The organism is Lonsdalea britannica, from assembly GCF_002111595.1.
GTDB lineage: Bacteria > Pseudomonadota > Gammaproteobacteria > Enterobacterales > Enterobacteriaceae > Lonsdalea > Lonsdalea britannica.
The window spans coordinates 21,815-43,452 of sequence record NZ_LUTN01000002.1 but is presented as its reverse complement, the minus strand read 5'-3'; the positions used below and the strand labels follow the sequence as shown (position 1 = coordinate 43,452).

At 54.9% G+C, this 21,638-nt stretch carries 15 protein-coding genes and 3 pseudogenes; 9 read left to right on the top strand and 9 right to left on the bottom strand.

Annotated elements, in window-relative coordinates:
* Positions 1-28: 28 nt before the first annotated feature.
* Positions 29-3,354 (bottom strand): annotated as a pseudogene (locus AU509_RS01625) (DNA translocase FtsK 4TM domain-containing protein).
* A 117-nt stretch (positions 3,355-3,471) separates the two neighbouring features.
* Positions 3,472-3,966, bottom strand: a complete 495-nt coding sequence (gene lrp, locus AU509_RS01620; protein WP_011094192.1) for a leucine-responsive transcriptional regulator Lrp — start codon at positions 3,964-3,966, stop codon at positions 3,472-3,474.
* Positions 3,967-4,488: 522 nt separating this feature from the next.
* On the opposite strand from lrp, the gene trxB reads away from it, so the two are divergent.
* The 6 genes and pseudogenes from trxB (at position 4,489) to treA (ending at position 12,118) form a co-directional block, all read left to right on the top strand.
* The gene (gene trxB / locus AU509_RS01615; protein WP_085653011.1) at positions 4,489-5,448 is read left to right on the top strand and encodes a thioredoxin-disulfide reductase; all 960 of its coding nucleotides are present in this window, start codon (positions 4,489-4,491) and stop codon (positions 5,446-5,448) included.
* A gap of 217 nt (positions 5,449-5,665) precedes the next feature.
* A pseudogene (gene cydD, locus AU509_RS01610) lies at positions 5,666-7,431 on the top strand (heme ABC transporter permease/ATP-binding protein CydD).
* Between the two features lies 1 nt (position 7,432).
* Positions 7,433-9,172, top strand: a complete 1,740-nt coding sequence (cydC, locus tag AU509_RS01605) for a heme ABC transporter ATP-binding protein/permease CydC (RefSeq protein ID WP_094117497.1) — start codon at positions 7,433-7,435, stop codon at positions 9,170-9,172.
* Positions 9,173-9,184: 12 nt separating this feature from the next.
* Positions 9,185-9,883 (top strand): leucyl/phenylalanyl-tRNA--protein transferase, encoded by a 699-nt coding sequence (aat, locus tag AU509_RS01600; RefSeq protein ID WP_094117496.1) that lies wholly within the window; start codon positions 9,185-9,187, stop codon positions 9,881-9,883.
* Between the two features lie 122 nt (positions 9,884-10,005).
* Positions 10,006-10,224, top strand: a complete 219-nt coding sequence (gene infA, locus AU509_RS01595; protein ID WP_002211347.1) for a translation initiation factor IF-1 — start codon at positions 10,006-10,008, stop codon at positions 10,222-10,224.
* Between the two features lie 304 nt (positions 10,225-10,528).
* A complete protein-coding gene (gene treA / locus AU509_RS01590; protein ID WP_409359742.1) occupies positions 10,529-12,118 on the top strand; it encodes an alpha,alpha-trehalase TreA in 1,590 nt (529 codons plus the stop codon).
* A 109-nt stretch (positions 12,119-12,227) separates the two neighbouring features.
* Here treA and clpA read toward each other — a convergent pair whose 3' ends face one another.
* Complete coding sequence (gene clpA / locus AU509_RS01585) at positions 12,228-14,501, bottom strand: ATP-dependent Clp protease ATP-binding subunit ClpA (protein ID WP_085653016.1); 2,274 nt, start codon at positions 14,499-14,501, stop codon at positions 12,228-12,230.
* Positions 14,502-14,530: 29 nt separating this feature from the next.
* Positions 14,531-14,850: pseudogene (gene clpS / locus AU509_RS01580) on the bottom strand (ATP-dependent Clp protease adapter ClpS).
* Positions 14,851-15,176: 326 nt separating this feature from the next.
* Between clpS and cspD the strand changes: the two are divergent.
* Complete coding sequence (cspD, locus tag AU509_RS01575; RefSeq protein ID WP_085653018.1) at positions 15,177-15,398, top strand: cold shock-like protein CspD; 222 nt, start codon at positions 15,177-15,179, stop codon at positions 15,396-15,398.
* Between the two features lie 152 nt (positions 15,399-15,550).
* Here cspD and AU509_RS18405 read toward each other — a convergent pair whose 3' ends face one another.
* The 3 genes from AU509_RS18405 to AU509_RS01565 all read right to left on the bottom strand — a co-directional run bounded on the left by AU509_RS18405 (position 15,551) and on the right by AU509_RS01565 (position 18,259).
* Positions 15,551-15,676 carry a hypothetical protein gene (locus AU509_RS18405; RefSeq protein WP_254901498.1) on the bottom strand — a complete coding sequence of 42 codons (126 nt, stop codon included), beginning with the start codon at positions 15,674-15,676 and terminating at the stop codon, positions 15,551-15,553.
* A 35-nt stretch (positions 15,677-15,711) separates the two neighbouring features.
* Complete coding sequence (locus tag AU509_RS01570; protein ID WP_139824003.1) at positions 15,712-16,482, bottom strand: hypothetical protein; 771 nt, start codon at positions 16,480-16,482, stop codon at positions 15,712-15,714.
* Positions 16,483-16,600: 118 nt separating this feature from the next.
* Complete coding sequence (locus AU509_RS01565) at positions 16,601-18,259, bottom strand: ATP-dependent nuclease (protein WP_094117494.1); 1,659 nt, start codon at positions 18,257-18,259, stop codon at positions 16,601-16,603.
* Positions 18,260-18,430: 171 nt separating this feature from the next.
* Here AU509_RS01565 and AU509_RS01560 point away from each other — a divergent pair, with 171 nt between their 5' ends.
* Positions 18,431-19,333 carry a LysO family transporter gene (locus AU509_RS01560; RefSeq protein WP_085653020.1) on the top strand — a complete coding sequence of 301 codons (903 nt, stop codon included), beginning with the start codon at positions 18,431-18,433 and terminating at the stop codon, positions 19,331-19,333.
* Between the two features lie 24 nt (positions 19,334-19,357).
* Here the strand turns inward: AU509_RS01560 and AU509_RS01555 are convergent, their stop codons facing one another.
* Both AU509_RS01555 and AU509_RS01550 read right to left on the bottom strand, forming a co-directional pair.
* The gene (locus AU509_RS01555) at positions 19,358-20,200 is read right to left on the bottom strand and encodes an N-acetylmuramoyl-L-alanine amidase (RefSeq protein WP_094117493.1); all 843 of its coding nucleotides are present in this window, start codon (positions 20,198-20,200) and stop codon (positions 19,358-19,360) included.
* Between the two features lie 13 nt (positions 20,201-20,213).
* Entirely contained in the window at positions 20,214-20,537 is a 324-nt protein-coding gene (locus AU509_RS01550; protein WP_085652308.1) for a heavy metal-binding domain-containing protein, read from the bottom strand.
* Between the two features lie 358 nt (positions 20,538-20,895).
* On the opposite strand from AU509_RS01550, the gene artP reads away from it, so the two are divergent.
* On the top strand, positions 20,896-21,624 hold the full coding sequence (artP, locus tag AU509_RS01545) for an arginine ABC transporter ATP-binding protein ArtP (protein ID WP_162896370.1): 729 nt from the start codon (positions 20,896-20,898) through the stop codon (positions 21,622-21,624).
* Positions 21,625-21,638 lie beyond the last annotated feature (14 nt).

Genomic DNA, 21,638 nt, shown 5'->3' with positions numbered 1-21,638 from the left:
ACAGACGACAGCCGCTTCGGTCCAAGAATTACTCCATAGGAGGGGGGGCCAGAACTTCGCGATTACCATTATGACCCGGGGAACTGACAATGCCCTGTGCCTCCATCTGCTCGACAAGGCGCGCCGCACGGTTGTAGCCAATGCGGAACTGACGTTGTACGCCCGAGATCGACGCGCGACGTTTTTCCACCACAAAAGCGACCGCCTGATCGAACAACGGGTCAAGCTCTTCATCCCCATCCAGCCCCAGGCTACCGCCTTCGCCTTCTTCACCGCCCTTGACGATACTGTCGATGTATTCAGGACGACCGCGCGCTTTCCAGTCTTGAACGACGGCATGCACTTCCTGATCCCGGACAAATGCGCCATGCACACGCACGGGGATAGAAGAGTTGGGGGCCATGTACAACATGTCACCCATACCCAGCAGCGATTCCGCGCCGCCCTGATCAAGGATCGTTCTGGAGTCAATTTTACTGGATACCGTAAAGGCAATACGCGTGGGAATGTTGGCCTTAATCAACCCGGTAATCACATCCACCGACGGGCGCTGCGTTGCCAGAACCAGATGAATCCCTGCCGCACGCGCCTTCTGAGCCAGACGAGCGATCAGCTCTTCGACCTTTTTACCTACCGCCATCATCAGATCGGCGAATTCATCCACCATCACGACGATGTAAGGCAATTTTTCCAGCATCGGCGGCTGCGTTTCCATACTGTCGCCCGGTTTCCAGAACGGATCGGGAATCGGACGCCCCATAGATTCAGCCTGTTCGACGCGTTCGTTATAGCCACTCAGGTTACGCACGCCCAGCGCCGACATCAGCTTATAGCGCCGCTCCATTTCGCCAACGCACCAACGCAGCGCGTTAGCCGCATCCTTCATGTCCGTCACGACTTCTGTCAGCAGGTGCGGAATACCTTCGTAGACCGACAGCTCCAGCATTTTCGGGTCAATCATGATGAAGCGGACGTCTTGCGGAGAAGCCTTATACAACATACTGATAATCATGCGTTAACGCCGACGGATTTACCAGAGCCGGTCGTCCCCGCCACCAGCAAATGCGGCATTTTAGCCAGATCGGCCACCACCGGCTGACCCGCGATATCCTTGCCTAATACGACCGATAACGGCGAAGGATTGTCGCGGAAACGGTCGCAATCCAGCACTTCACGCAGGAATACGGTCTGACGATGTTTGTTCGGCAACTCCAGACCGACATACGGCTTGCCGGGGATAACCTCCACAATACGCACGGCCACGACGGACAGTGAACGAGCCAGGTCCTTCGCCAGGTTGGAAATTCGGGCTGCTTTTACGCCGGGCGCCAGATCCAGATCGAATCGCGTGATGACTGGACCAGGGTGATACCCCACCACCGTCGCCTTGACGCGGTAATCCGCCAAACGCGCCTCAATCAACCTTGCCGTCTGCTCCAGCGCAAAATCATCCACCGGATCATCGTTACCGGAAGGCGGAGTCAGTAGGTCGAAAGAAGGGAACGGCGTCGTCGGTTTCTGTAGCGGTTGATCGTTACGCATCAGGAACGGGTGGATCAGGCTATCCATGATGGACGGCGAGGCGTCATCTTCTTTGTCTTCTGCCGCTTCCGCAGCAGGCGCAGCAGGCGCAGCAGGCGCAGCAGGCGCAGCAGGCGCAGCAGGTTGAACATAAGGCGTCATCGGCGTTTGCGAAGCAACCTGTTCAACGGCTGCCGCGGCCTCTTCCTGCGGAGACAAAGTAAACAGGGGTTCACTTGGCGTATCGTCAACCAAATCAGCCAGCGGCGAGATGGCGAAGACGCTGTCTAACGGCGGCACCTGAGTAGGGCGAGATGGCTCGGCAGAGGGTTGTTGCGGTTGAGCGTAAGACGAAGCAACTGGCGCAGTGGAGGTTTCTTCCTCGCCACCATTCAAGGTGTCGTGACCGTAACGTTCCTGTTGCTGCTCTGCAAAGTCCTGCGCGAGCTGATGCATCAGCGCATCGTCTTCCTGGTCTGCCTCATTCTGTTCGACCGGCTCTTCAACGCCATTCGACTGCGTTTGACGCTGAGCTTCGCGCTCCTGCTGCTCCGCAAGCCGCTGCGAAGGCAACTTAATACCATACGAAGCCAGCTCACGCCGGGTTGGGATACGCACAGGATTCGGGCGCGGCAACTCAGGACCGACGCCCTGCTTGATCTGCGGATTTGTATCCTCGGCTGAAAATGCCGGCGTGAACGGTAGCGTAGAGGCAGCCTGATGTGTTGATACGGTCGCCGCTGCCGTTGCTGCGACCGGCGTCACTGGCGTCGACGGTACAGGGGGAACGCGCTCTGCGGGCGGAGTATGATGCACCGGGCTTTCGCTCATGGGCTCGGCGACTTTAGATTCTGGGACTTCGAAAGAATATAGCGGAGGCACAGCGTGTTCTTTGGTTTCGTTAACGTGCTTATCCATGTCCATAGGAACGGTGACGACCTGCTGGCTGTCAATCGGCGTGGCAGGCGCCGTCACGTTTTCCGCCGCTGTTGCGCTTGCAGACACGCTCTGCGCGACGTCGTCTATTACCGGATCGGCAGGTGGCGGCGAAGTCGGTTGTCCCTCATCGTCCGTTGACTGCGCGGCAGGAGCCGTAGGTGAAGCAAGCAACACATCATCCTCCTCCTCGTGGCCACGAAGTTCAACGGACGGCGTAGCGTCGGTTTCATGGTCCGTTTGGCGCGCGACGTCCTCGTCATCGATATAATCATCACGACGTCCGCGATTGGAGAAGAACGTCAGGCAGCCCATCACCGCGGCCCCGATTTTTTCTGCAATCGTCAGCCACGACCAGCCGGTGAATAGCGTCAGACCCGCAGCCCATACGCACAATAGGATCAAGGTGGAGCCGATGCTGTTAAAGCGCGGGATCATGGCACTGCTTAGCAGGCTGCCCAGCACGCCGCCGGAGGCAAAATAGTAGAGATCATCCACGTTGACGGCGGCCAGACCGCACGACGTCAAAATAAGCGCCAGAGCGCCAATCAAACGTAAGGAGAAGGTGAAATAATCAAGCGCATGCTGACGATTGCGCTGACGATAAATCAGCCAACACAGCGAGATCATGACGGGGGGAATGGCATAAGCCAGTACGCCAAAAACGAAAAACAGCGTATCGGCCATCCAGGCGCCAACGCCTCCGCCCAGGTTGTGAATGGGTTCATGCCAAGCGGTCTGAGACCAACTGGGGTCGGACGGGCTGAAGCTCAGCAACGCAGCGGTCAGGTAACAGGCAAACAGCCCCGCAACAACCAGCAACGCCTCTATCAAACGTCGCCCCGCGCTGAGTTTTTCCAGCGTAATTTCTTTATCTTCAGTGTATTCCTGGCTCAAGCGTCTCTCCAGGTTCCGGTAAAGGAGTCATGACAAAACGCCGAGAAAGTCCCGGCGCTGTAGCTGTATAAATTCACAGGAGTGTAGCTGAATTCACCGGGCTTTGCACCCATACCGTCAGCGGGTCTTGATGACCAGCCGGTTGCTCTGCTTAACTTCTTCCATCACCACATAAGTGCGGGTGTCGTTAACGCCAGGCAGACGCAACAGCGTTTCCCCAAGCAGTTTACGGTAGGCAGACATGTCCGGCACACGGGTTTTCAGCAGATAGTCAAAATCCCCGGAAACCAGATGACACTCCTGAATTTCTTCCAGTTTCTGTACCGCAGTATTGAACTGCTCAAAAACATCCGGCGCGCCGCGGTTTAGTGTGATTTCCACGAACACCAGAAGCGATGCATCCAGATAATGCGGATTCAGTAACGCCGTATAGCCATTGATAAAACCCTGTCGCTCCAGACGTCGAACGCGTTCCAGACACGGCGTGGGAGATAGACCAACACGTTTGGAAAGCTCCACGTTGGAGATACGACCATCTTTTTGCAATTCGTTCAGGATATTGCGATCGATACGATCAAGATCTTTTCCCGGACGTTTTTTTGTGTCTACCATTATTATTGTCTCTCTTCACTCTTCCCTGCTCATCGCTCCCTCCGGCCCACATCAATGTGCCAGAGTTGCCCCTAAAGAAGACCCCTGTCTATTTTGTACATTAAAAGTCACGTCTGTTTATTCCGCGTATCGCGTACGATAAACAGGTGCATGAGCTATGCTGTCGCCTGTCAATTAAACAATGCAAAAACGGATAAAAAGCCGAGCATTCAACTATTCACATACAAAAAATTTCCTCTTCATAGGATGTTTTCGCAAAAGCGCAGCCGATTGTCAAAGCAAAACAATTAAAATCAGAAGAAACTGCCAGATTCAAATGCCCGATACAGTACCAGGCAGCGTTTTGGCGCTTCAATAGCGACCGTATGTTACCGTGTTACATCCCAGCACCAGAGCCGTTTCACTTTTTTCAATGGCTGTTAACGATGGGATAAATAGTTAACAACATTCCCCCACGCTTTTTTTAGGCCGTTAATTTCCTTACAATCGCCCCATCGTCCCTTCACTGGAGTTAAGGAACTCATGGGTACAGCTAAACACCGCAAACTGTTAATTCTAGGCTCCGGCCCCGCCGGATACACCGCCGCGGTCTATGCTGCGCGCGCCAACTTGAATCCGCTGCTGATTACCGGGATGGAAAAAGGCGGTCAGTTGACCACCACCACGGAAGTTGAAAACTGGCCGGGTGATGCCGATGATCTGACCGGTCCTGCGCTGATGGAGCGCATGCACGCCCATGCAGCCAAGTTCAATACGGAAATCGTCTTCGACCACATCAACCGCGTTGATCTGCAGACCCGTCCTTTCCGTCTGTTCGGCGACAGCGATGAATACACCTGTGACGCCCTGATCATCGCCACAGGCGCCTCGGCGCGTTATCTGGGCCTGCCGTCCGAAGAGGCGTTCAAAGGCAAAGGCGTTTCCGCCTGTGCGACCTGCGACGGCTTCTTTTACCGCAACCAGAAAGTCGCCGTCGTCGGCGGCGGCAACACCGCCGTCGAAGAAGCGCTGTATCTGTCCAACATCGCCTCTGAAGTGCACCTGATTCACCGCCGCGATACTTTCCGCTCCGAAAAAATCCTGATCGACCGCCTGAACGAGAAAGTCGCAAACGGCAACATCGTGCTGCACACTGACCGGACGCTCGATGAAGTGTTAGGCGATGAAATGGGCGTCACCGGCGTTCGTCTGCGTGATACCCATAGCGAAACAACGGAAACACTGGACGTCGCCGGGGCCTTTATCGCTATCGGCCACAGTCCGAACACCGCCATTTTCGACAACCAGCTTGCACTGGAAAACGGCTATATCAAGGTGCAATCCGGTATTCACGGCAACGCGACTCAAACCAGTGTTCCTGGCGTATTCGCTGCGGGCGATGTCATGGATCACATCTACCGTCAGGCCATTACCTCCGCCGGGACGGGATGTATGGCCGCACTGGATGCCGAGCGTTATCTGGATGGTCTGGGCAACAGCTGATGATCTGTCTCCTGGGGGAGTTTTCGCTCCCTCAGGCTTTTGTTTCACGATTTGTAAAAATTGATCGCCCGCCCTTCTTTTCCTTCTCTTTTCGTTTGCATGACCTCTTCGTCAAGGTAACATGACGCCAATCTGACCGAACGCCCGAGCAAATGTTAACCCGCGGTTATACAAGCGTTATTTCGCATTACTCCTATAAGAAGACAATCGGCACCTGATGAAAAATACCCGACAACAAGAACTCACCCGCTGGCTGAAACAGCAGAGCCGGTTGGCGCAACGCTGGCTACGCCTTTCGCTTCTGTTAGGGCTAGTGAGCGGCCTGCTGATCATCGCTCAAGCCTGGCTGCTGGCTGCGCTCTTGCAGGCGCTCATCATCGATCACACCCCGCGCGGACAGTTAATCGCGCCGTTCTCATTATTGGCGGCCACATTTTGCCTACGGGCCATCGTGAGCTGGATACGAGAGCGCGTCGGCTTTCGCTGCGGCGAAGTCATTCGCAAACAGATCCGCAGCAGGGTGCTGGACCGTTTGCAGCAGTTGGGACCGGCCTGGATTCAGGGGAAACCGGCGGGCAGTTGGGCGTCGTTGATTCTGGAACAGGTCGACGATATGCAGGATTATTATGCCCGCTATCTACCGCAGATGTACTTGGCGGCGCTGATGCCGCTTCTGATCCTCATTTTCGTCTTTCCAATCAACTGGGCCGCCGGGTTAATCCTGTTTTTGACAGCCCCTTTGATCCCCATATTTATGGCGATGGTCGGTATGGGCGCAGCAGAAGCGAACCGCCGCAATTTCCTGGCATTAGAACGTCTCAGCGGCCATTTTTTGGACCGTCTGCGCGGTCTCGAAACCCTGCGGTTGTTCTTCCGCGGTCAGGCCGAAACCGATCACATCCGCCAAGCTTCTGAAGATTTTCGCCGTCGTACGATGGAAGTCCTGCGAATGGCCTTCCTCTCCTCCGGCGTACTCGAGTTCTTCGCTTCCATTTCCATCGCCATCGTCGCCGTTTATTTCGGGTTCTCTTATCTAGGCGAACTGAATTTTGGTCACTACGGGACTGGCGTCACATTGTTTGCCGGTTTTCTGGTCCTGATCCTGGCGCCGGAGTTCTTTCAACCGCTGCGGGATTTGGGCACGTTCTATCACGCTAAAGCTCAGGCCGTGGGCGCGGCCGAAACGCTGTTCACCTTCCTGTCTGAAGAGGGGGAGAAAGTCGGTCACGGACAGACAAGTTTCGATAGCGACGAACCGCTAAAATTAGTGGCCCAGGCGCTGACGATCCTCTCCCCGACCGGTACCGTCCTTGCCGGCCCACTGTCATTCACCCTCGAGGCAGGACAACGGGTCGCCTTGGTCGGCGCCAGCGGCGCAGGCAAAACGTCGCTGCTGAATGTCCTATTAGGATTCCTGCCTTATCAAGGCTCTCTGACCATCAATAACATCGAGCTAAACACCCTTACCCCCGAGGCATGGCGTAAACAGCTGAGCTGGGTCGGCCAGAACCCGCATCTGCCGGAACAGACGCTGCGACAGAATATCCTGCTGGGCCATCCCGAGGCAGACGAGCAGATGCTTCAGGAAGCGGTTGAGAACGCCTATGTTCACGAATTTCTGCCTTCGCTGCCGTTGGGACTGGAAACGGTCTTGGGCGACGGCGCGGCGCGTCTGTCAGTCGGACAGGCGCAGCGTGTAGCGGTGGCGAGAGCCTGCTTCGCCCAAGCCATTTGCTGCTGCTGGACGAGCCTACGGCGAGTCTGGACGCGCACAGCGAACAACGCGTGATGAAAGCGCTGGGCATAGCCTCAGCAAGACAGACAACGCTGCTGATTACTCACCAGCTCGACGAAGCCCGTAGCTATGATGAGGTATGGGTGATGGCGGCGGGTCGTCTGGTACAGCAAGGGCGTTTTAGTGAGCTCAGCGTCACGCCCGGCCCCTTTGCAGAATTGATGACACAGCGCCGAGGAGAGCTTTAAGATGAAGAAAACATCGGTCTTCCGAATATTGATGCCCTTTCTGGGGCTTTATCGCCGCTATTTTTGGCGTCTGAGTCTGGGCGTAGTGCTGGCCATTTTCACCCTGCTCGCCAGCATCGGACTGTTGACGCTATCCGGTTGGTTCCTGGCGGGCTCAGCGCTGGCCGGGCTCGCCGGGCTTTATACTTTCAACTACATGCTACCCGCCGCTGGCGTCCGCGGGGCAGCGATTACACGTACGGTGAGCCGCTACTTTGAACGACTGGTCAGTCACGACGCCACCTTCCGCGTACTGCTGCATTTGCGCGTGTTTACCTTCAGCCGCATTCTACCGCTCTCTCCCGGCGGACTCATCCGTTTCAGACAGGCAGACTTGCTGAACCGCCTGGTGGCGGACGTCGATACGCTGGACCACTTGTATCTGCGCGTTATCTCCCCGCTGGTCAGCGCACTGCTGGTCATCGTGGTCGTGACCTTCGGTCTTAGCTGGTTAGACAGCACGCTGGCAATGACGCTGGCGACCATTATGCTGCTGCTTCTGGTCATCCTGCCGCCGGTATTTTACCGCGCGGGCCAGCCTATCGGCGAGGCGCTGACGCAGTTGCGCGCGCAATACCGTCTGCAGTTGACCACCTGGCTACAGGGGCAAGCTGAACTGACCATCTTCGGCTCGTTAACCTCTTCCCGTCATCGACTGGATCAACTGGAGAACCGCTGGTTATCGCGGCAACGTCAGCAGGCGACGCTTGGCGCCCTGTCGCAATCTCTTATCATCCTGAGCAGCGGGCTTACCGTCACATTGATGCTATGGATGGCAGCGAACGGCGTCGGCGGAGACACGCAGCCGGGCGCGCTGATTGCCTTATTTGTTTTCGCGTCACTGGCGGCTTTCGAAGCCTTAGGTCCGGTCGCCAACGCCTTCCAACATATCGGCCAGGTCGCCGCCTCTGCTGTGCGAGTCGACCAGTTGATGAAGCTTAAGCCTGCGGTCGTCTTCGCCATCGGAGGACCCGCCCCATCCTCTCAGGCCGCGTTGACGCTAGAAAACGTGAGTTTCACCTATACGGATCAGCCCCTGCCGGTGTTGCAGCATATTTCGCTAAGCCTCCAACCGGGCGAGCACATCGCTCTGTTGGGCAAAACCGGCTGTGGTAAATCAACCTTGTTGCAATTGATCACCCGCGCCTGGGACAGTACCGAGGGCGAAATCACGCTTAACGGTTCGCCGCTGTCTGCCTGGTCTGAAGAGCATCTGCGCAGCATGATGAGCGTCGTGCCTCAGCGGGTACATCTCTTCAGCGACACACTGCGTGAGAACCTGCGGTTAGCAGCTCCGCAGGCCAGTGATGAGGAACTGGCTCACGCCTTGCAACAGGTGGGGTTGTCTAACCTGCTGGCGCAAGAGGGGCTGAATGCCTGGCTGGGTGAAGGTGGCCGTCAACTGTCCGGCGGCGAACAGCGCCGCATAGGTCTGGCGCGTGCGTTACTCCATCCGGCACCGCTGATTCTGCTCGACGAGCCCACCGAAGGGCTGGACGCTGAAACGGAACAGCGCATGCTTCAGCTTCTGCGCGAACACTGCAAAGAGAAAACCCTGCTGGTGATTACTCACCGTCTGCGCGGCCTCGAAAACATGGACCGTCTGTACATCATGGACGGCGGTGAGCTTATCGAACAGGGTGATCACCAGACGCTCATGGCTCAACAAGGCCGTTACTGGCAGTTTCACCAACATCTTTAACTGAGGCCTGACATGCAGCTGTTTGAGCTTTCGCCCTTCTCCGTACAGTTCCCCGATCCGGAACTGGCTTTGAACGATCCTAACGGCCTGCTGGCGTTCGGGGGCGATCTGGCTCCAGCCCGTCTAATAGCGGCTTATCAGCAGGGTATCTTCCCTTGGTACTCGGAGGGAGACCCCGTGCTGTGGTGGTCGCCCGACCCTCGGGCCGTCTTGTTTCCCGACGCGTTTCACCTTAGCCGGAGCATGAAAAAGTTTATCCGCAAGACCGAGTATCGCGTGACGCTCAATCAGGCCTTTGCCGAGGTCATCTCCGCCTGCGCCAACGAACGTGAAGAAGGCACCTGGATAGACGATGACATTATTGACGCTTATTGCCAGCTGCATCAGGCAGGACAGGCGCATTCGGTGGAAGTGTGGCATAATGACAGGCTGATCGGCGGTCTGTACGGCATTTCGCAAGGTGCGTTGTTCTGCGGCGAGTCCATGTTTAGCCGGGCGGACAATGCCTCGAAATGCGGTTTACTGGCGTTTTTGCGGCACTTTGTCCGACATGGCGGCCAATTGATAGACTGCCAAATATTGAATGAGCACACGGCATCGCTGGGAGCGACTGAAATACCGCGCCGGGAGTTTCTGCAACACCTTTCCCGACTGCGTCCCATGACGCTGGATGAACTGTGCTGGCAGAGACAAACCCTGCCGCTCGCCTAATCAAACGACCCGCCTATGACGAATTAATCAAGCGCTGAGTAGCAACGCTTCTTTACATAATGTGGGTTTTTCGGCATTATCTTGCCGGTTAAAAACTAAGGTAGTAAAACCTAGAGGATTCGATGGCCAAAGAAGACAATATTGAAATGCAAGGCACCGTACTTGATACGCTGCCCAACACCATGTTCCGCGTTGAATTGGAAAACGGGCACGTGGTTACCGCTCATATCTCCGGTAAAATGCGTAAAAACTATATCCGCATCCTGACGGGTGACAAAGTCACAGTGGAGCTGACCCCGTACGACCTGAGCAAAGGCCGCATTGTCTTCCGTAGCCGCTAACAGGCCCGCCATCGCTTAACGCGATCCCACGAGGATGTTCGCCCTCCTGCCCTTTCCGCTTGCGGTCAGGGCTTTTGTTTTTTGTGCCCGCCTTCACAATTTTCTCATCGCACCCAGTGACGCTTACTGCAGCTTGCGCATCGGTTGCCCCCTCATATCCCTATCTCCCCTAAGATAATCGCACTGAGCAATATTTACAAAATTGTTGCTTTTTTATTGCTCAAGTTGCTCATAATAGAGGAGTAGACAAAACGATGTTAACCGTCCAGGCGATGAGGCATATCCGTTTTTGATTATTTTACAGATAACCACAATTCTGGCTTTCCCCGTTCTGGTGATGAAGCACGCTCACGCAGACACTCCACAGCCGCAGCGTATCGTCACAGCTCCGCCGGATATCACAATGGGACCGCTATTCGAAGCGGTGCAGAAAGCAAAAATGTTCCCGGATCAAAAAACGTTCGTTGACGCGATTCCCCGGTACTCGCCATCGGCCATCATGGCGGATTACTACATGCAGCGTCGATTGAATAGCTTTGATCTGCAGCATTTTGTGCGGCACAACTTCATTATTCCTGCGGATGGGAAAGGCTATATTCCTCCCGGCGGCCAGACGCTGCGGGAGCATATCGTCGACCTGTGGCCGCATCTCACCCGCAGTACACCCGACATCACCCGTTGGGACTCGCTCCTACCGCTGCCCAACGCGTATGTCGTGCCGGGTGGACGTTTCCGCGAAGTCTATTACTGGGACAGCTATTTCACTATGTTGGGCCTCGCGGAGAGCGACCAGTGGGATCTTATCCGCAACATGGTGCAAAACTTTGCCTACCAGATTGACCGTTACGGACACATTCCCAACGGGAATCGCACCTATTACCTGAGCCGTTCGCAGCCGCCTTTTTTCACCAAAATGGTTGAGCTGCTGGCGAAGCACGACGGCGACAATCTTCTGGTCACCTATTTGCCGCAGATGAAGCAGGAATATCAGTACTGGATGGACGGAGAAAACAGCCTCCAGCCTGGGCAGGCGGATAAACGCGTGGTTCGCCTCGGCGACGATGTGCTGAACCGCTACTGGGACGACCGCAACGTACCGCGGACTGAGTCTTGGCTCGACGACGTCACCACCGCCAGTCAGGTGCCGGAAAGCGAACGCCCGCAGCTTTACCGAGACCTGCGAGCGGGGGCGGCATCCGGTTGGGATTTCAGTTCCCGTTGGCTGAAAGACCCGATGAAGCTTTCCACGATTCACACCACGGACATCCTGCCGGTGGATCTGAACGCATTGATTTACCACAACGAAATGGCGCTGGCAAAAGCCAGCCGTTTAGCCGACAAGATGACTGATGCCGATCATTACGCGCGGCGCGCTGACAAACGTAAACAGGCGCTGAATCGCTACTTCTGGAATGCTGAAAAACGCTACTACGCGGATTACGATTGGCCTCAGGGTAAAGTGAGCCAACAGTTGACGGCGGCGACGCTGTTTCCGCTGTACGTCCAAGCCGCCCCACAGGATTACGCTCAGGAGACCGCTCAGGCGGTCCGTGACGAGCTGGTACAGGAAGGGGGCATGGGGACGACAACGGAGCACTCTCACCAGCAGTGGGATGCGCCGAACGCCTGGGCGCCACTTCAGTGGGTTGCAGTGGAAGGGCTGCGTTATTATCAGCAAGAAGCGCTCGCAGAAGAAATTGCGGTTCGTTTTCTCAACAGCGTTCAGCACACCTATGAGCGCGAGCATAAGCTGGTAGAGAAATACGCGGTTGAAACCGGTGAACTCGGCGGTGGTGGTGGCGGTGAATACGAACTGCAGGACGGGTTTGGCTGGACCAATGGCGTCACCCTCAAGCTGTTAAGCCTCTATCCCCCCCAACAGCGAGACAAGTAAACATCCGGCTTGTTAACTTTCGAACAAATCCGTCACTGATTTTGTAAAAACAAGGGCATCCATTAGGATGCCCTTGAGGTCATAGGTGACGATGATGCGTCGTTAAACGCTAGACCGCGCCCTCGGTTTTGCGTTTCTGAGCGCTATGAAAGCTATAGCTCAGCTGCTGCGTCGAAGCATCCAATTCCACCGTAACAGATCCCCCTTCCACCAGAGAGCCAAACAGTAGCTCGTTGGCCAGCGGTTTCTTGAGGTTTTCCTGGATAATCCGCGCCATCGGACGCGCGCCCATCGCCTTGTCGTAGCCCTTCTCTGCCAACCAGTCGCGGGCATCTTCGCTGACTTCCAGCGACACACCTTTGGCATCCAGCTGCGCCTGCAATTCGACGATGAACTTGTCCACCACCTGCTGAATCACTTCGGTTGAGAGATGGTTGAACCAGATGATGCCATCCAGACGGTTACGGAATTCCGGCGTAAACACCTTCTTGATCTCTTCCATCGCGTCGCTGCTGTTATCCTGCTGAATCAGCCCGATGGATTTACGCTGAGTTTCACGGATCCCGGCGTTGGTGGTCATGACCAAAATGACATTGCGGAAGTCAGCCTTCCGACCGTTATTGTCGGTCAAGGTGCCGTTATCCATCACCTGCAACAGCAGGTTGAACACATCCGGATGCGCTTTCTCGATCTCATCGAGCAGCAGAACCGCATGCGGATGTTTGATCACCGCATCCGTCAACAGGCCGCCCTGATCATACCCGACATAGCCCGGAGGCGCGCCGATCAGACGGCTCACCGTATGGCGCTCCATATACTCGGACATATCGAAGCGCAGCAACTCGATGTCCATGGCTTTGGCCAATTGCACCGTCACTTCTGTTTTACCTACCCCCGTCGGGCCAGCAAACAGGAAAGAACCCACCGGTTTGCGTTCATGGCCCAGGCCAGCGCGGCTCATCTTGATTGCCTCGGTCAACGCTTCGATGGCTTTATCCTGACCGAACACCAGCATCTTCAGACGGTCGCCCAGATTTTTCAGCACATCGCGATCGCTGGCGGAAACGCTCTTCTCGGGAATACGCGCAATACGCGCCACGACCGATTCAATATCCGCCACGTTGACCGTTTTTTTGCGTTTACTGACCGGCATCAGTCGGCTACGGGCGCCTGCTTCATCGATCACGTCGATCGCTTTGTCCGGCAGATGACGGTCATTGATATATTTCACCGCCAGTTCGACGGCCGCGCGCACAGCTTTCGCGGTATATCGCACGTCGTGGTGCGCTTCGTATTTCGGTTTCAGACCGTTGATGATCTGAACGGTCTCTTCAACGCTCGGCTCCGTGATATCGATTTTCTGGAAGCGACGCGCCAGCGCCCGATCCTTTTCGAAAATATTGCTGAACTCCTGATAGGTCGTGGAGCCGATTACGCGGATTTTACCGCTCGACAGCAGCGGTTTGATCAGGTTAGCCGCATCGACCTGCCCCCCCGAGGCGGCGCCAGCGCCGATGATGGTATGGATTTCATCGATAAACAAAATGCTGGTCTGGTCTTGCTCCAGCTGTTTCAAGAGCGCCTTGAAGCGTTTCTCGAAATCACCACGATACTTGGTGCCCGCCAGCAGAGAACCGATATCCAGAGAATAAATGGTGCAGTCGGCGATCACTTCTGGGACATCGCCCTGCACGATACGCCAGGCCAGACCTTCAGCGATGGCTGTTTTACCGACACCAGATTCACCAACCAGCAGTGGGTTGTTTTTACGACGGCGGCACAGCACCTGAACCGTGCGTTCCAGTTCGCGCTCGCGACCAATGAGCGGGTCAATGCCGCCGACGCGGGCCAGTTGATTAAGGTTGGTGGTGAAATTCTCCATACGCTCCTCCCCTCCAGCCTGCTCTTCGTTAACCGGATTTTCCTGGCTAACCGACGGCCCGGATTCTTCTTTACGCGTACCATGGGAAATAAAATTCACCACATCAAGGCGGCTGACATCGTGCTTACGCAGCAGATAGGCGGCCTGTGACTCCTGTTCGCTGAATATCGCGACCAGGACATTGGCCCCGGAGACTTCGCTGTGTCCTGAGGACTGTACGTGGAACACCGCACGCTGCAGCACGCGTTGAAAGCTCAGCGTCGGCTGCGTGTCGCGTTCCGCTTCACTCTCAGGCAGCGTTGGCGTTGTCTGTTCGATGAAGGTTTCCAGTTCCTGACGTAAAGCATCCAGATCGACTGTGCATGCGTCCAGTGCTTCACGTGCGGAGGTATTGCTGAGCAAAGCCAGCAGCAAATGCTCCACGGTCATAAACTCGTGTCGGTGCTCACGCGCTCTGGCGAAAGCCATGTTGAGACTGAGTTCCAGTTCTTGATTGAGCATAGGCACCTCCCCCAATATATTGCCTTAAATCAGGCTTTTTCCAGCGTACATAGCAACGGATGCTCGTTATCTTTGGCATAACGATTAACCTGATCGGCTTTGGTTTCCGCCACCTCGGCGCTGTATACGCCGCAGATGGCCTTTCCCTGATAATGAACCGTAAGCATCAGTTGCGTTGCACGTTCGATATCATAAGAAAAGAACTTTTGCAGTACGTCAATAACAAATTCCATCGGCGTGTAGTCGTCGTTATTGAGCACAACGTTATACATGGACGGCGGCTGCAATGCCTCAGCATGGCGAGCTTGGTCTGGTCCTCAGTGTGCGACCACGTACTATGATTTCCCATCATTTTTCCACATCTTAACTGTCATCTTGCCCTGGTCTACTGTACTTAACAGTAGCACGTCTATTTTTTATTTTACCATTGCCGGACCAAAATCACCCGGCAACAAAAGGACATCAACCCATTTCTGCGATAGGCGTAATCTTCTCCGTCATTCCGTTACCCATATCAAAATTTGACGAAGCCAACACGCACCCCCCATTCATCGCGCTTGACGACCCACGCTTTTTTAATAGAGTCTGGAGACGATTGATGATGTTTTAATCAATTTGATTTTACCTTAACCAATAACCCCACCGTAAAAATACGCTTACGAAGGATGGAGATGTATGGAGACGGGTACTGTTAAATGGTTCAATAACGCCAAAGGCTTTGGTTTTATTTGCCCTGAGGGCGGAGGGGAAGACATTTTCGCACACTACTCAACCATTCAAATGGACGGCTATCGCACGCTAAAAGCCGGCCAGGTGGTTAATTACAGTGTGCACCAGGGACCGAAAGGCAATCATGCCAGCCTGATCGTGCCGTTAATCAACGAGCCGGTAGTCTGACAATTGACCGAGTATGACACGTTGTCGACGCTGCATCTGTCTATAAGGCTGGCCACCGAGGTGGCCAGCCTTTTTATCTTATCTATCGCGAAAGTTTATGGCCATGGCGAGTATGTTCACGCGCACCAGACGATAGACCGTGATATAGGCAATCAGAGTTCGAAGGCGGTACGAAGAGAGTCACGTTCTGCATCGCTCAGATCAAGACGCATTAACCGATCGTCCAATAATACAGGGATGTTGGCATCTTTCAGTAATACCGCCCACGCCTGTTTCATACTCTCGTCCAAATAAATGGGCTGTTCATTTCGCTTCAGCAGGCTCGCCAGTTTGATTTTCTTATTATCTTCGCCGATATAGGTATAGGCTGAACGCGCATGAAAACCGATTTTCTGATCTCGCTGACTTCGACAGGAACAAGCGTCAATTCCGACAAACATTTCGCTTTACGACCAGCACGAAAAAATTTCACGCTGTTATTAAAGGACAGAATAACTAGAATAAGCAAAGCGCCGACAAGTCCGCCCGCGGCGATAATACGGTTATTCAACTTATCCAACCCTAGCGTCAGCGTCGCCAGCTCAGGATGCTCGGACGAGATCACGACATCCGTTGTGTAATTGCCGCGAGAGACATCCAGAAACATGATATTTATCTCTGATGCGTGTTGTTCATTTTTATAATTGTACTCCACATCCGCAGAACAGATCGTAATGCTATATTTCATTCGGCATTTACCATGAGAAATATCGGCATTATCAATAATCAGCGGGCTTTTATTGATAATATAATCTCGATAAATATCGGGCACTTCGCCTTTAATAAACACCAAAGCGAAACATAGCAATAACAAAGCCACAATAAACGCACCCAGACTGCTCGCAATGCCGGGGCGGGAAATAAAAATGGGTCGAGAAGAGATTATCGCCTTTGCATTTTCCATTAAAAACATATCCTTATTTTGCTGCTGTAGTGAAATTGACGTTTCATATAAGTCAGAAACAACAAAAAGCGGCGCGATTATAATAACTTTCCCTTCTTCTGTAAAAAATTCATTAAGCCTGGAGCAAAAATCACAGTTCATTGAATAGCAAAAACTCTCATATAATAAAATATGGGTTAGTTCATAAAATAAAGAGGTATTGCTAATAAAAGCCGGTCAACCTGATCGCGTCGGCCGATCTCTCTGTCATCACTATTCGTTAATCAGCCCTTCCCCGCGCCAGCCAAAGTACACGTGAGAACATATGGCGAATTAGTGGTGGAATGGCTTCTTCGCCTCTTGCCGCGGCGTCCATCGCAACTTCTATCGCGAGATCCGGCTTGGAGGTGCGGTGAATAGCCTTGCTGATAATTTTGGGCGGCGACAGCGGGACATTGTCCGGCAGTTGCGCTACGCGGTGGTAAACCTGCGCAAAGCCGCTTTTGTACATGAAATATTCCATATCTCGCGCTGGCAGCATCGTCAAATGATCGCGTTCATGTTCCTGCTGATCTACCAACAAGCTTCGGGTCGTGGCGGCATACTTTTTCCCCGCATCGTCGCCATCGACCAACACATGCCACTCGATGCCCATACGCTGAGCGAACTTGAGCAACGGCTTCAGGCCCGCCTGGGCGAACTCCACCACCTTCACCCCTTCGGCGCCGAAACGGTGACCGCTTTGGCGAGCCAGTTCGCCGATCATCCAGACCTCGGTCTCCCCTTCCACCAGCAGCCAGCAACGGGCAAACAGCGACGCAGGCCGATTAATGCGGATATGGAACGCAATACGGCGCGCATCCTCCACCGACATGCCTTGTGGCCCGAGGCGATAGGTCGCCACCCGCGTCGAATGACGCACCAGTCGACACAGTTGTTCCACCGGCACCAGCGATAGCAATTCGCCCGAGTTGGTCGTGGTCATTTTTTGAAGCGGTAGCTGACTCAACAACCCCCAGGCCACGGACAACATAATCGGATGCAGACGCGTTTCTGGATCTTCAATCAATAATAGTGGACGCGACTCCGGGTCGAGCCTCACCGCGCCTTTCGCCTGCAGTAGCGTCACGAACAGGCTAAGCAAAATAAGGCGATGATTCCGGCTGTTGGGACCCGCCATCATGCGGTTGAGCGTATCCAACGCTCGCCACGAGCGGCCGCCGCCCAACCGGGCATGTCGCTGATGACGCTCGCTCGGCGACGCGTTTTGCTCGGAGAAATAGTGCTCAACCAGCTGACGCATAATCGCCACGCCTTGATGCAGATCGCGATGGGTTATGCGATTAGGGTCCTGCCCCAATGCCTCAACCAGCGTTTCGAACTGCTGCGCCAGATGCTCCCCATGTTCGGCTTTCGCTTCAATCGCCGGCGTGGGCAACCGCCGCATAAATCGAGCATCCCGTAATCTGAGCACAGGATGAAGGCGAATCAGCGCCTGTACCAGCGCATCGATATTCGACAAAGGGCGCGCTTGACCATGCTCATCCAGAAAATTGCGCCAGGTCATGACCGCGTTTGACTCATCAACCTCGCCTTCCAACCGATAAACAATCCGTTTCAGGCGATCGTCGCCGTGAATAAATAAAGGAGATAGCTTACGGTAGCGCGCAGAGTGATGATGACCGACATCGGTTTCACGAAACGTGAAAACGACCTGAAGGTGGTTTTCGCGGCTACTCTCGTCGCCGGGAGTAAAATGGAAATCATCCAACTGGAAGCGATACAGCGGCTGCGCGGGAGACAGTAGTAGAGACAGCGCGTCGAGCAAGCTGGATTTGCCCCAGGCATTTTCACCAATCAGGACTGTGTTCTCCTCCAGCGCCAGAGACAACCGGTTAATCCCCCGGAAACCCACAATATCGACCTTTTCCAGATACATGCGCCACTCCTCATGGGCTACTTCATTACCAGCATGGCGACATGCCACCGACAGGGGGAAACCCTGCCCGCCATCACCGCTTTACCCGATTTTGTTTTTTATTTAAAATCACACAATTACAACTTATCACGCCAGCTAAACCGCGCCACTCTCCCAAGGAAAATCTTCACCATGTATTCAGGATTATTGATTATTCTGCTGCCGCTGGTACTGGGCTATCTGATTCCGGTGCGCCATCAAAGCGTGCTGCAAGGGGTCAATCGGCTACTGAGCTGGATGGTGTATGTGATCTTGTTCTTGATGGGCATCAGTCTCGCATTTCTGGAGAACCTGAGCAGCAACCTGCTTGCCGTACTGCAATATGCCGCCGTCAGCACGGTCTGCATTATCGCCGCCAATCTGTTGGCGCTGTGGCTGCTGGAGAAACGCAGCACCTGGAAGGCCACGGCGGTCTCCCACGACGCACTCCCTTCCCGGCTAAAAATGATGCTGGAATCGCTACAACTGTGCGGCGTGGTGTTAGGCGGATTCCTGTTAGGGCTGAGCCAATGGCCCCCATTAAAATTTGCGGCGTCCGGCGGAGAATACGCGCTGCTTGTGCTGCTGTGTCTTGTCGGGATCCAACTGCGCAACAGCGGCATGACCTTGCGACAAATCGTACTCAATCGTCGCGGCACGATTATCGCCGGTGTCGTCGCCGTCAGCGCACTGTGCGGCGGCGCGCTGGCTTCAGTGCTGCTCGATCTGCCGTTAAAAACCGGTCTGGCGATGGCTTCCGGTTATGGCTGGTATTCGCTCTCGGGCATTCTAATGACGGACGCCTACGGTCCGGTTATCGGCAGCGCCGCCTTCTTTAACGATCTGGCGCGGGAACTGATTGCCATCATGCTGATTCCCAGCCTGATTCGCTCGCGACGCGCCAGCGCGCTCGGCCTGTGCGGCGCTACCTCAATGGACTTTACCCTGCCGGTGCTGCAACGTAGCGGCGGCGTCGATATGGTTCCCCCCGCCATCGTGCACGGTTTCATCCTGAGCCTGCTCTCGCCAGTCCTGATCGCGCTATTCGTCGCATGATCCAACAGAGCGGGTGAACACCCGCTACTGACCTCCGTATTTCTCCAGCAGCGAATCCACGATAGCCTCGGTTTCCGCATCGGCGATACCATCGAAGCGCTGGGAGCGGAAATGCATCTGGAAGGCCGCAATCACACGCTGCTGCTGTTGCGCCGTCATCGAATCACTGACCTCGTAGCCATAGCGAGCCAGTTTATTCAGCAGCAGGCGGGGAGCGACAGGTTCACTCGGCGCGCGGCTCGCAAGATAAAATCGCACCCGATCCGCATCAGGCCAGGCACCAATACCGGCATCCGCCAGCGCCTTCCAGGGGAATAGAGGTCCGGGATCGACCTTTCTTTGCGGCGCGATATCGCTATGGGCCACCACATTTTGAGGCGCAATTTGATGACGTTGCAAAATATCGCGCGCCAGATGCGTCAGGAGCTTCACCTGCTCCGGCGAATACGGCGCCCATCGGCATCCCCCCAATAGCGCACAGCGGTATCCCTGATTCTCTAGTTCAATCCCTATAGAGACAGAATTCAGTTGAACCGCTCCACGCCAATAGCTAATGCCGGCATGCCACGCGGCCTGAGACTCCGGCACCAGTTGCCACGCCACGGGACGTCCCGCGCTTAGCGGCGGCTGTTCAGGGATCAAATAGTGCGCGCTGACCTCGCCCTGCGTCAGGAGACGCAGCGAGTTGGCGAAGTCTTCCGCGGTATAATGAATGACCAGCAGTCTGACTCGGGAGGTCTGATTGCGCGAAACCGCCTCCGTGTACAACTGGTAGTTTTTATCGATGGTCGAAGCGGGCACGCCCGTGACGGGCGCTTTGCATCCTGCCAGCAGCGTCAGGAGTCCGAAAAACAGCACGTCACGCATGAACCCGCGACCGTTAACGGCTGATTTTGACGGCGGTGCCGCTGATCGTGACCATCAGCATGCTGCTGTCCTTTCCCACGGTTTCATAATCAATATCGATGCCAACCACGGCATTGGCGCCTAATTCCGCCGCTTGCTCTTCCAGCTCTTTGAACGCAATCTGGCGCGCGCGGCGCAGCTCTTTCTCGTAAGCGCCTGAGCGGCCGCCGACAATATCCCGGATCCCCGCAAAGAAATCACGGAAGATATTCGCGCCGAGGATCGCTTCCCCCGCGACCACGCCGCAGTATTCCGTAATCACAAAACCTTCCAGCGTGGGGGTCGTAGACAGTTGCATAGCAATCTCCTTAAGCAATACGGATGAGTCGTCGAAAACATCATTATCATGTTTACGCAGTCACGGCGAATGGCGCGATGCCGCCTGCGTCAAGCCGACAAAGTATAGCCTGCGAATGCGCGGGAGCCTCCGGCGGATTCACGGCGGTTCTACCGTGGAGAATACCGTAGGCGATGAAAAATAGTTTGTTTGCTGTGTTTCTCACCTGAGATATCAGGCGATGGGGACGGGATACCATTATTTTATGCTACTAAATGGGCAATAAAGCACCTGTTTGCAAATTTTAACCCGTGACGATTGCATAACTATTCTGCCAACGTTACCATTTGCGGCATCAATGTCTATTCAATTATTGCGCATGAGTATTCAACTAGACAGCATTAACTGTTTCTACGGCGCGCATCAGGCGCTGTTCGATGTCACCCTAGACTGCCCGGTCGGTGAAACGCTGGTCCTGTTGGGCCCCAGCGGCGCGGGAAAAAGCTCCCTTCTGCGAGTGCTAAACTTGCTGGAGATGCCGCGTTCCGGTTCGCTGTCTATCGCCGGTAACCAGTTCAACTTCAGCCGCACACCGGGCGACGACGCTATTCGCGAACTTCGCCAGAACGTGGGGATGGTGTTTCAGCAATATAACCTGTGGCCGCATCTCACCGTGCAGCAGAATCTGGTCGAAGCACCGTGCCGCGTACTGGGCTTAGGTCGACAGGAAGCGCATGCCCGCGCTGAAAAACTGCTGAAACGTCTGCGTTTGAACGACTTCGCCGACCGCTATCCGCTGCATCTTTCCGGCGGCCAGCAGCAGCGTGTGGCGATTGCGCGCGCGTTGATGATGGAACCGCAGGTACTGTTGTTTGATGAGCCGACGGCAGCGCTCGATCCGGAAATCACGGCTCAGGTCGTGGGCATCATTCAAGAGCTAAGCCAAACCGGCATCACCCAGGTCATCGTTACTCACGAGGTGGATTTCGCGCGTAAAACCGCTAGCCGCGTGGTGTATATGGAAGACGGACGCGTTGTGGAACACGGCGACGCTTCGCACTTCACCCAGCCGCAAACCCGTGAGTTTGCCAGCTACTTATCACACTGATGATTCAGGAAAGT

Bases quoted from the DNA above. Each gene is read 5' to 3' on its own strand.
- lrp (WP_011094192.1), bottom strand. From the start codon at position 3,966: ATGGTAGACACAAAAAAACGTCCGGGAAAAGATCTTGATCGTATCGAT.
- trxB (WP_085653011.1), top strand. From the start codon at position 4,489: ATGGGTACAGCTAAACACCGCAAACTGTTAATTCTAGGCTCCGGCCCC.
- cydC (WP_094117497.1), top strand. From the start codon at position 7,433: ATGAAGAAAACATCGGTCTTCCGAATATTGATGCCCTTTCTGGGGCTT.
- aat (WP_094117496.1), top strand. From the start codon at position 9,185: ATGCAGCTGTTTGAGCTTTCGCCCTTCTCCGTACAGTTCCCCGATCCG.
- infA (WP_002211347.1), top strand. From the start codon at position 10,006: ATGGCCAAAGAAGACAATATTGAAATGCAAGGCACCGTACTTGATACG.
- clpA (WP_085653016.1), bottom strand. From the start codon at position 14,501: ATGCTCAATCAAGAACTGGAACTCAGTCTCAACATGGCTTTCGCCAGA.
- cspD (WP_085653018.1), top strand. From the start codon at position 15,177: ATGGAGACGGGTACTGTTAAATGGTTCAATAACGCCAAAGGCTTTGGT.
- AU509_RS18405 (WP_254901498.1), bottom strand. From the start codon at position 15,676: ATGAAACAGGCGTGGGCGGTATTACTGAAAGATGCCAACATCCCTGTA.
- AU509_RS01570 (WP_139824003.1), bottom strand. From the start codon at position 16,482: ATGAACTGTGATTTTTGCTCCAGGCTTAATGAATTTTTTACAGAAGAA.
- AU509_RS01565 (WP_094117494.1), bottom strand. From the start codon at position 18,259: ATGTATCTGGAAAAGGTCGATATTGTGGGTTTCCGGGGGATTAACCGG.
- AU509_RS01560 (WP_085653020.1), top strand. From the start codon at position 18,431: ATGTATTCAGGATTATTGATTATTCTGCTGCCGCTGGTACTGGGCTAT.
- AU509_RS01555 (WP_094117493.1), bottom strand. From the start codon at position 20,200: ATGCGTGACGTGCTGTTTTTCGGACTCCTGACGCTGCTGGCAGGATGC.
- AU509_RS01550 (WP_085652308.1), bottom strand. From the start codon at position 20,537: ATGCAACTGTCTACGACCCCCACGCTGGAAGGTTTTGTGATTACGGAA.
- artP (WP_162896370.1), top strand. From the start codon at position 20,896: ATGAGTATTCAACTAGACAGCATTAACTGTTTCTACGGCGCGCATCAG.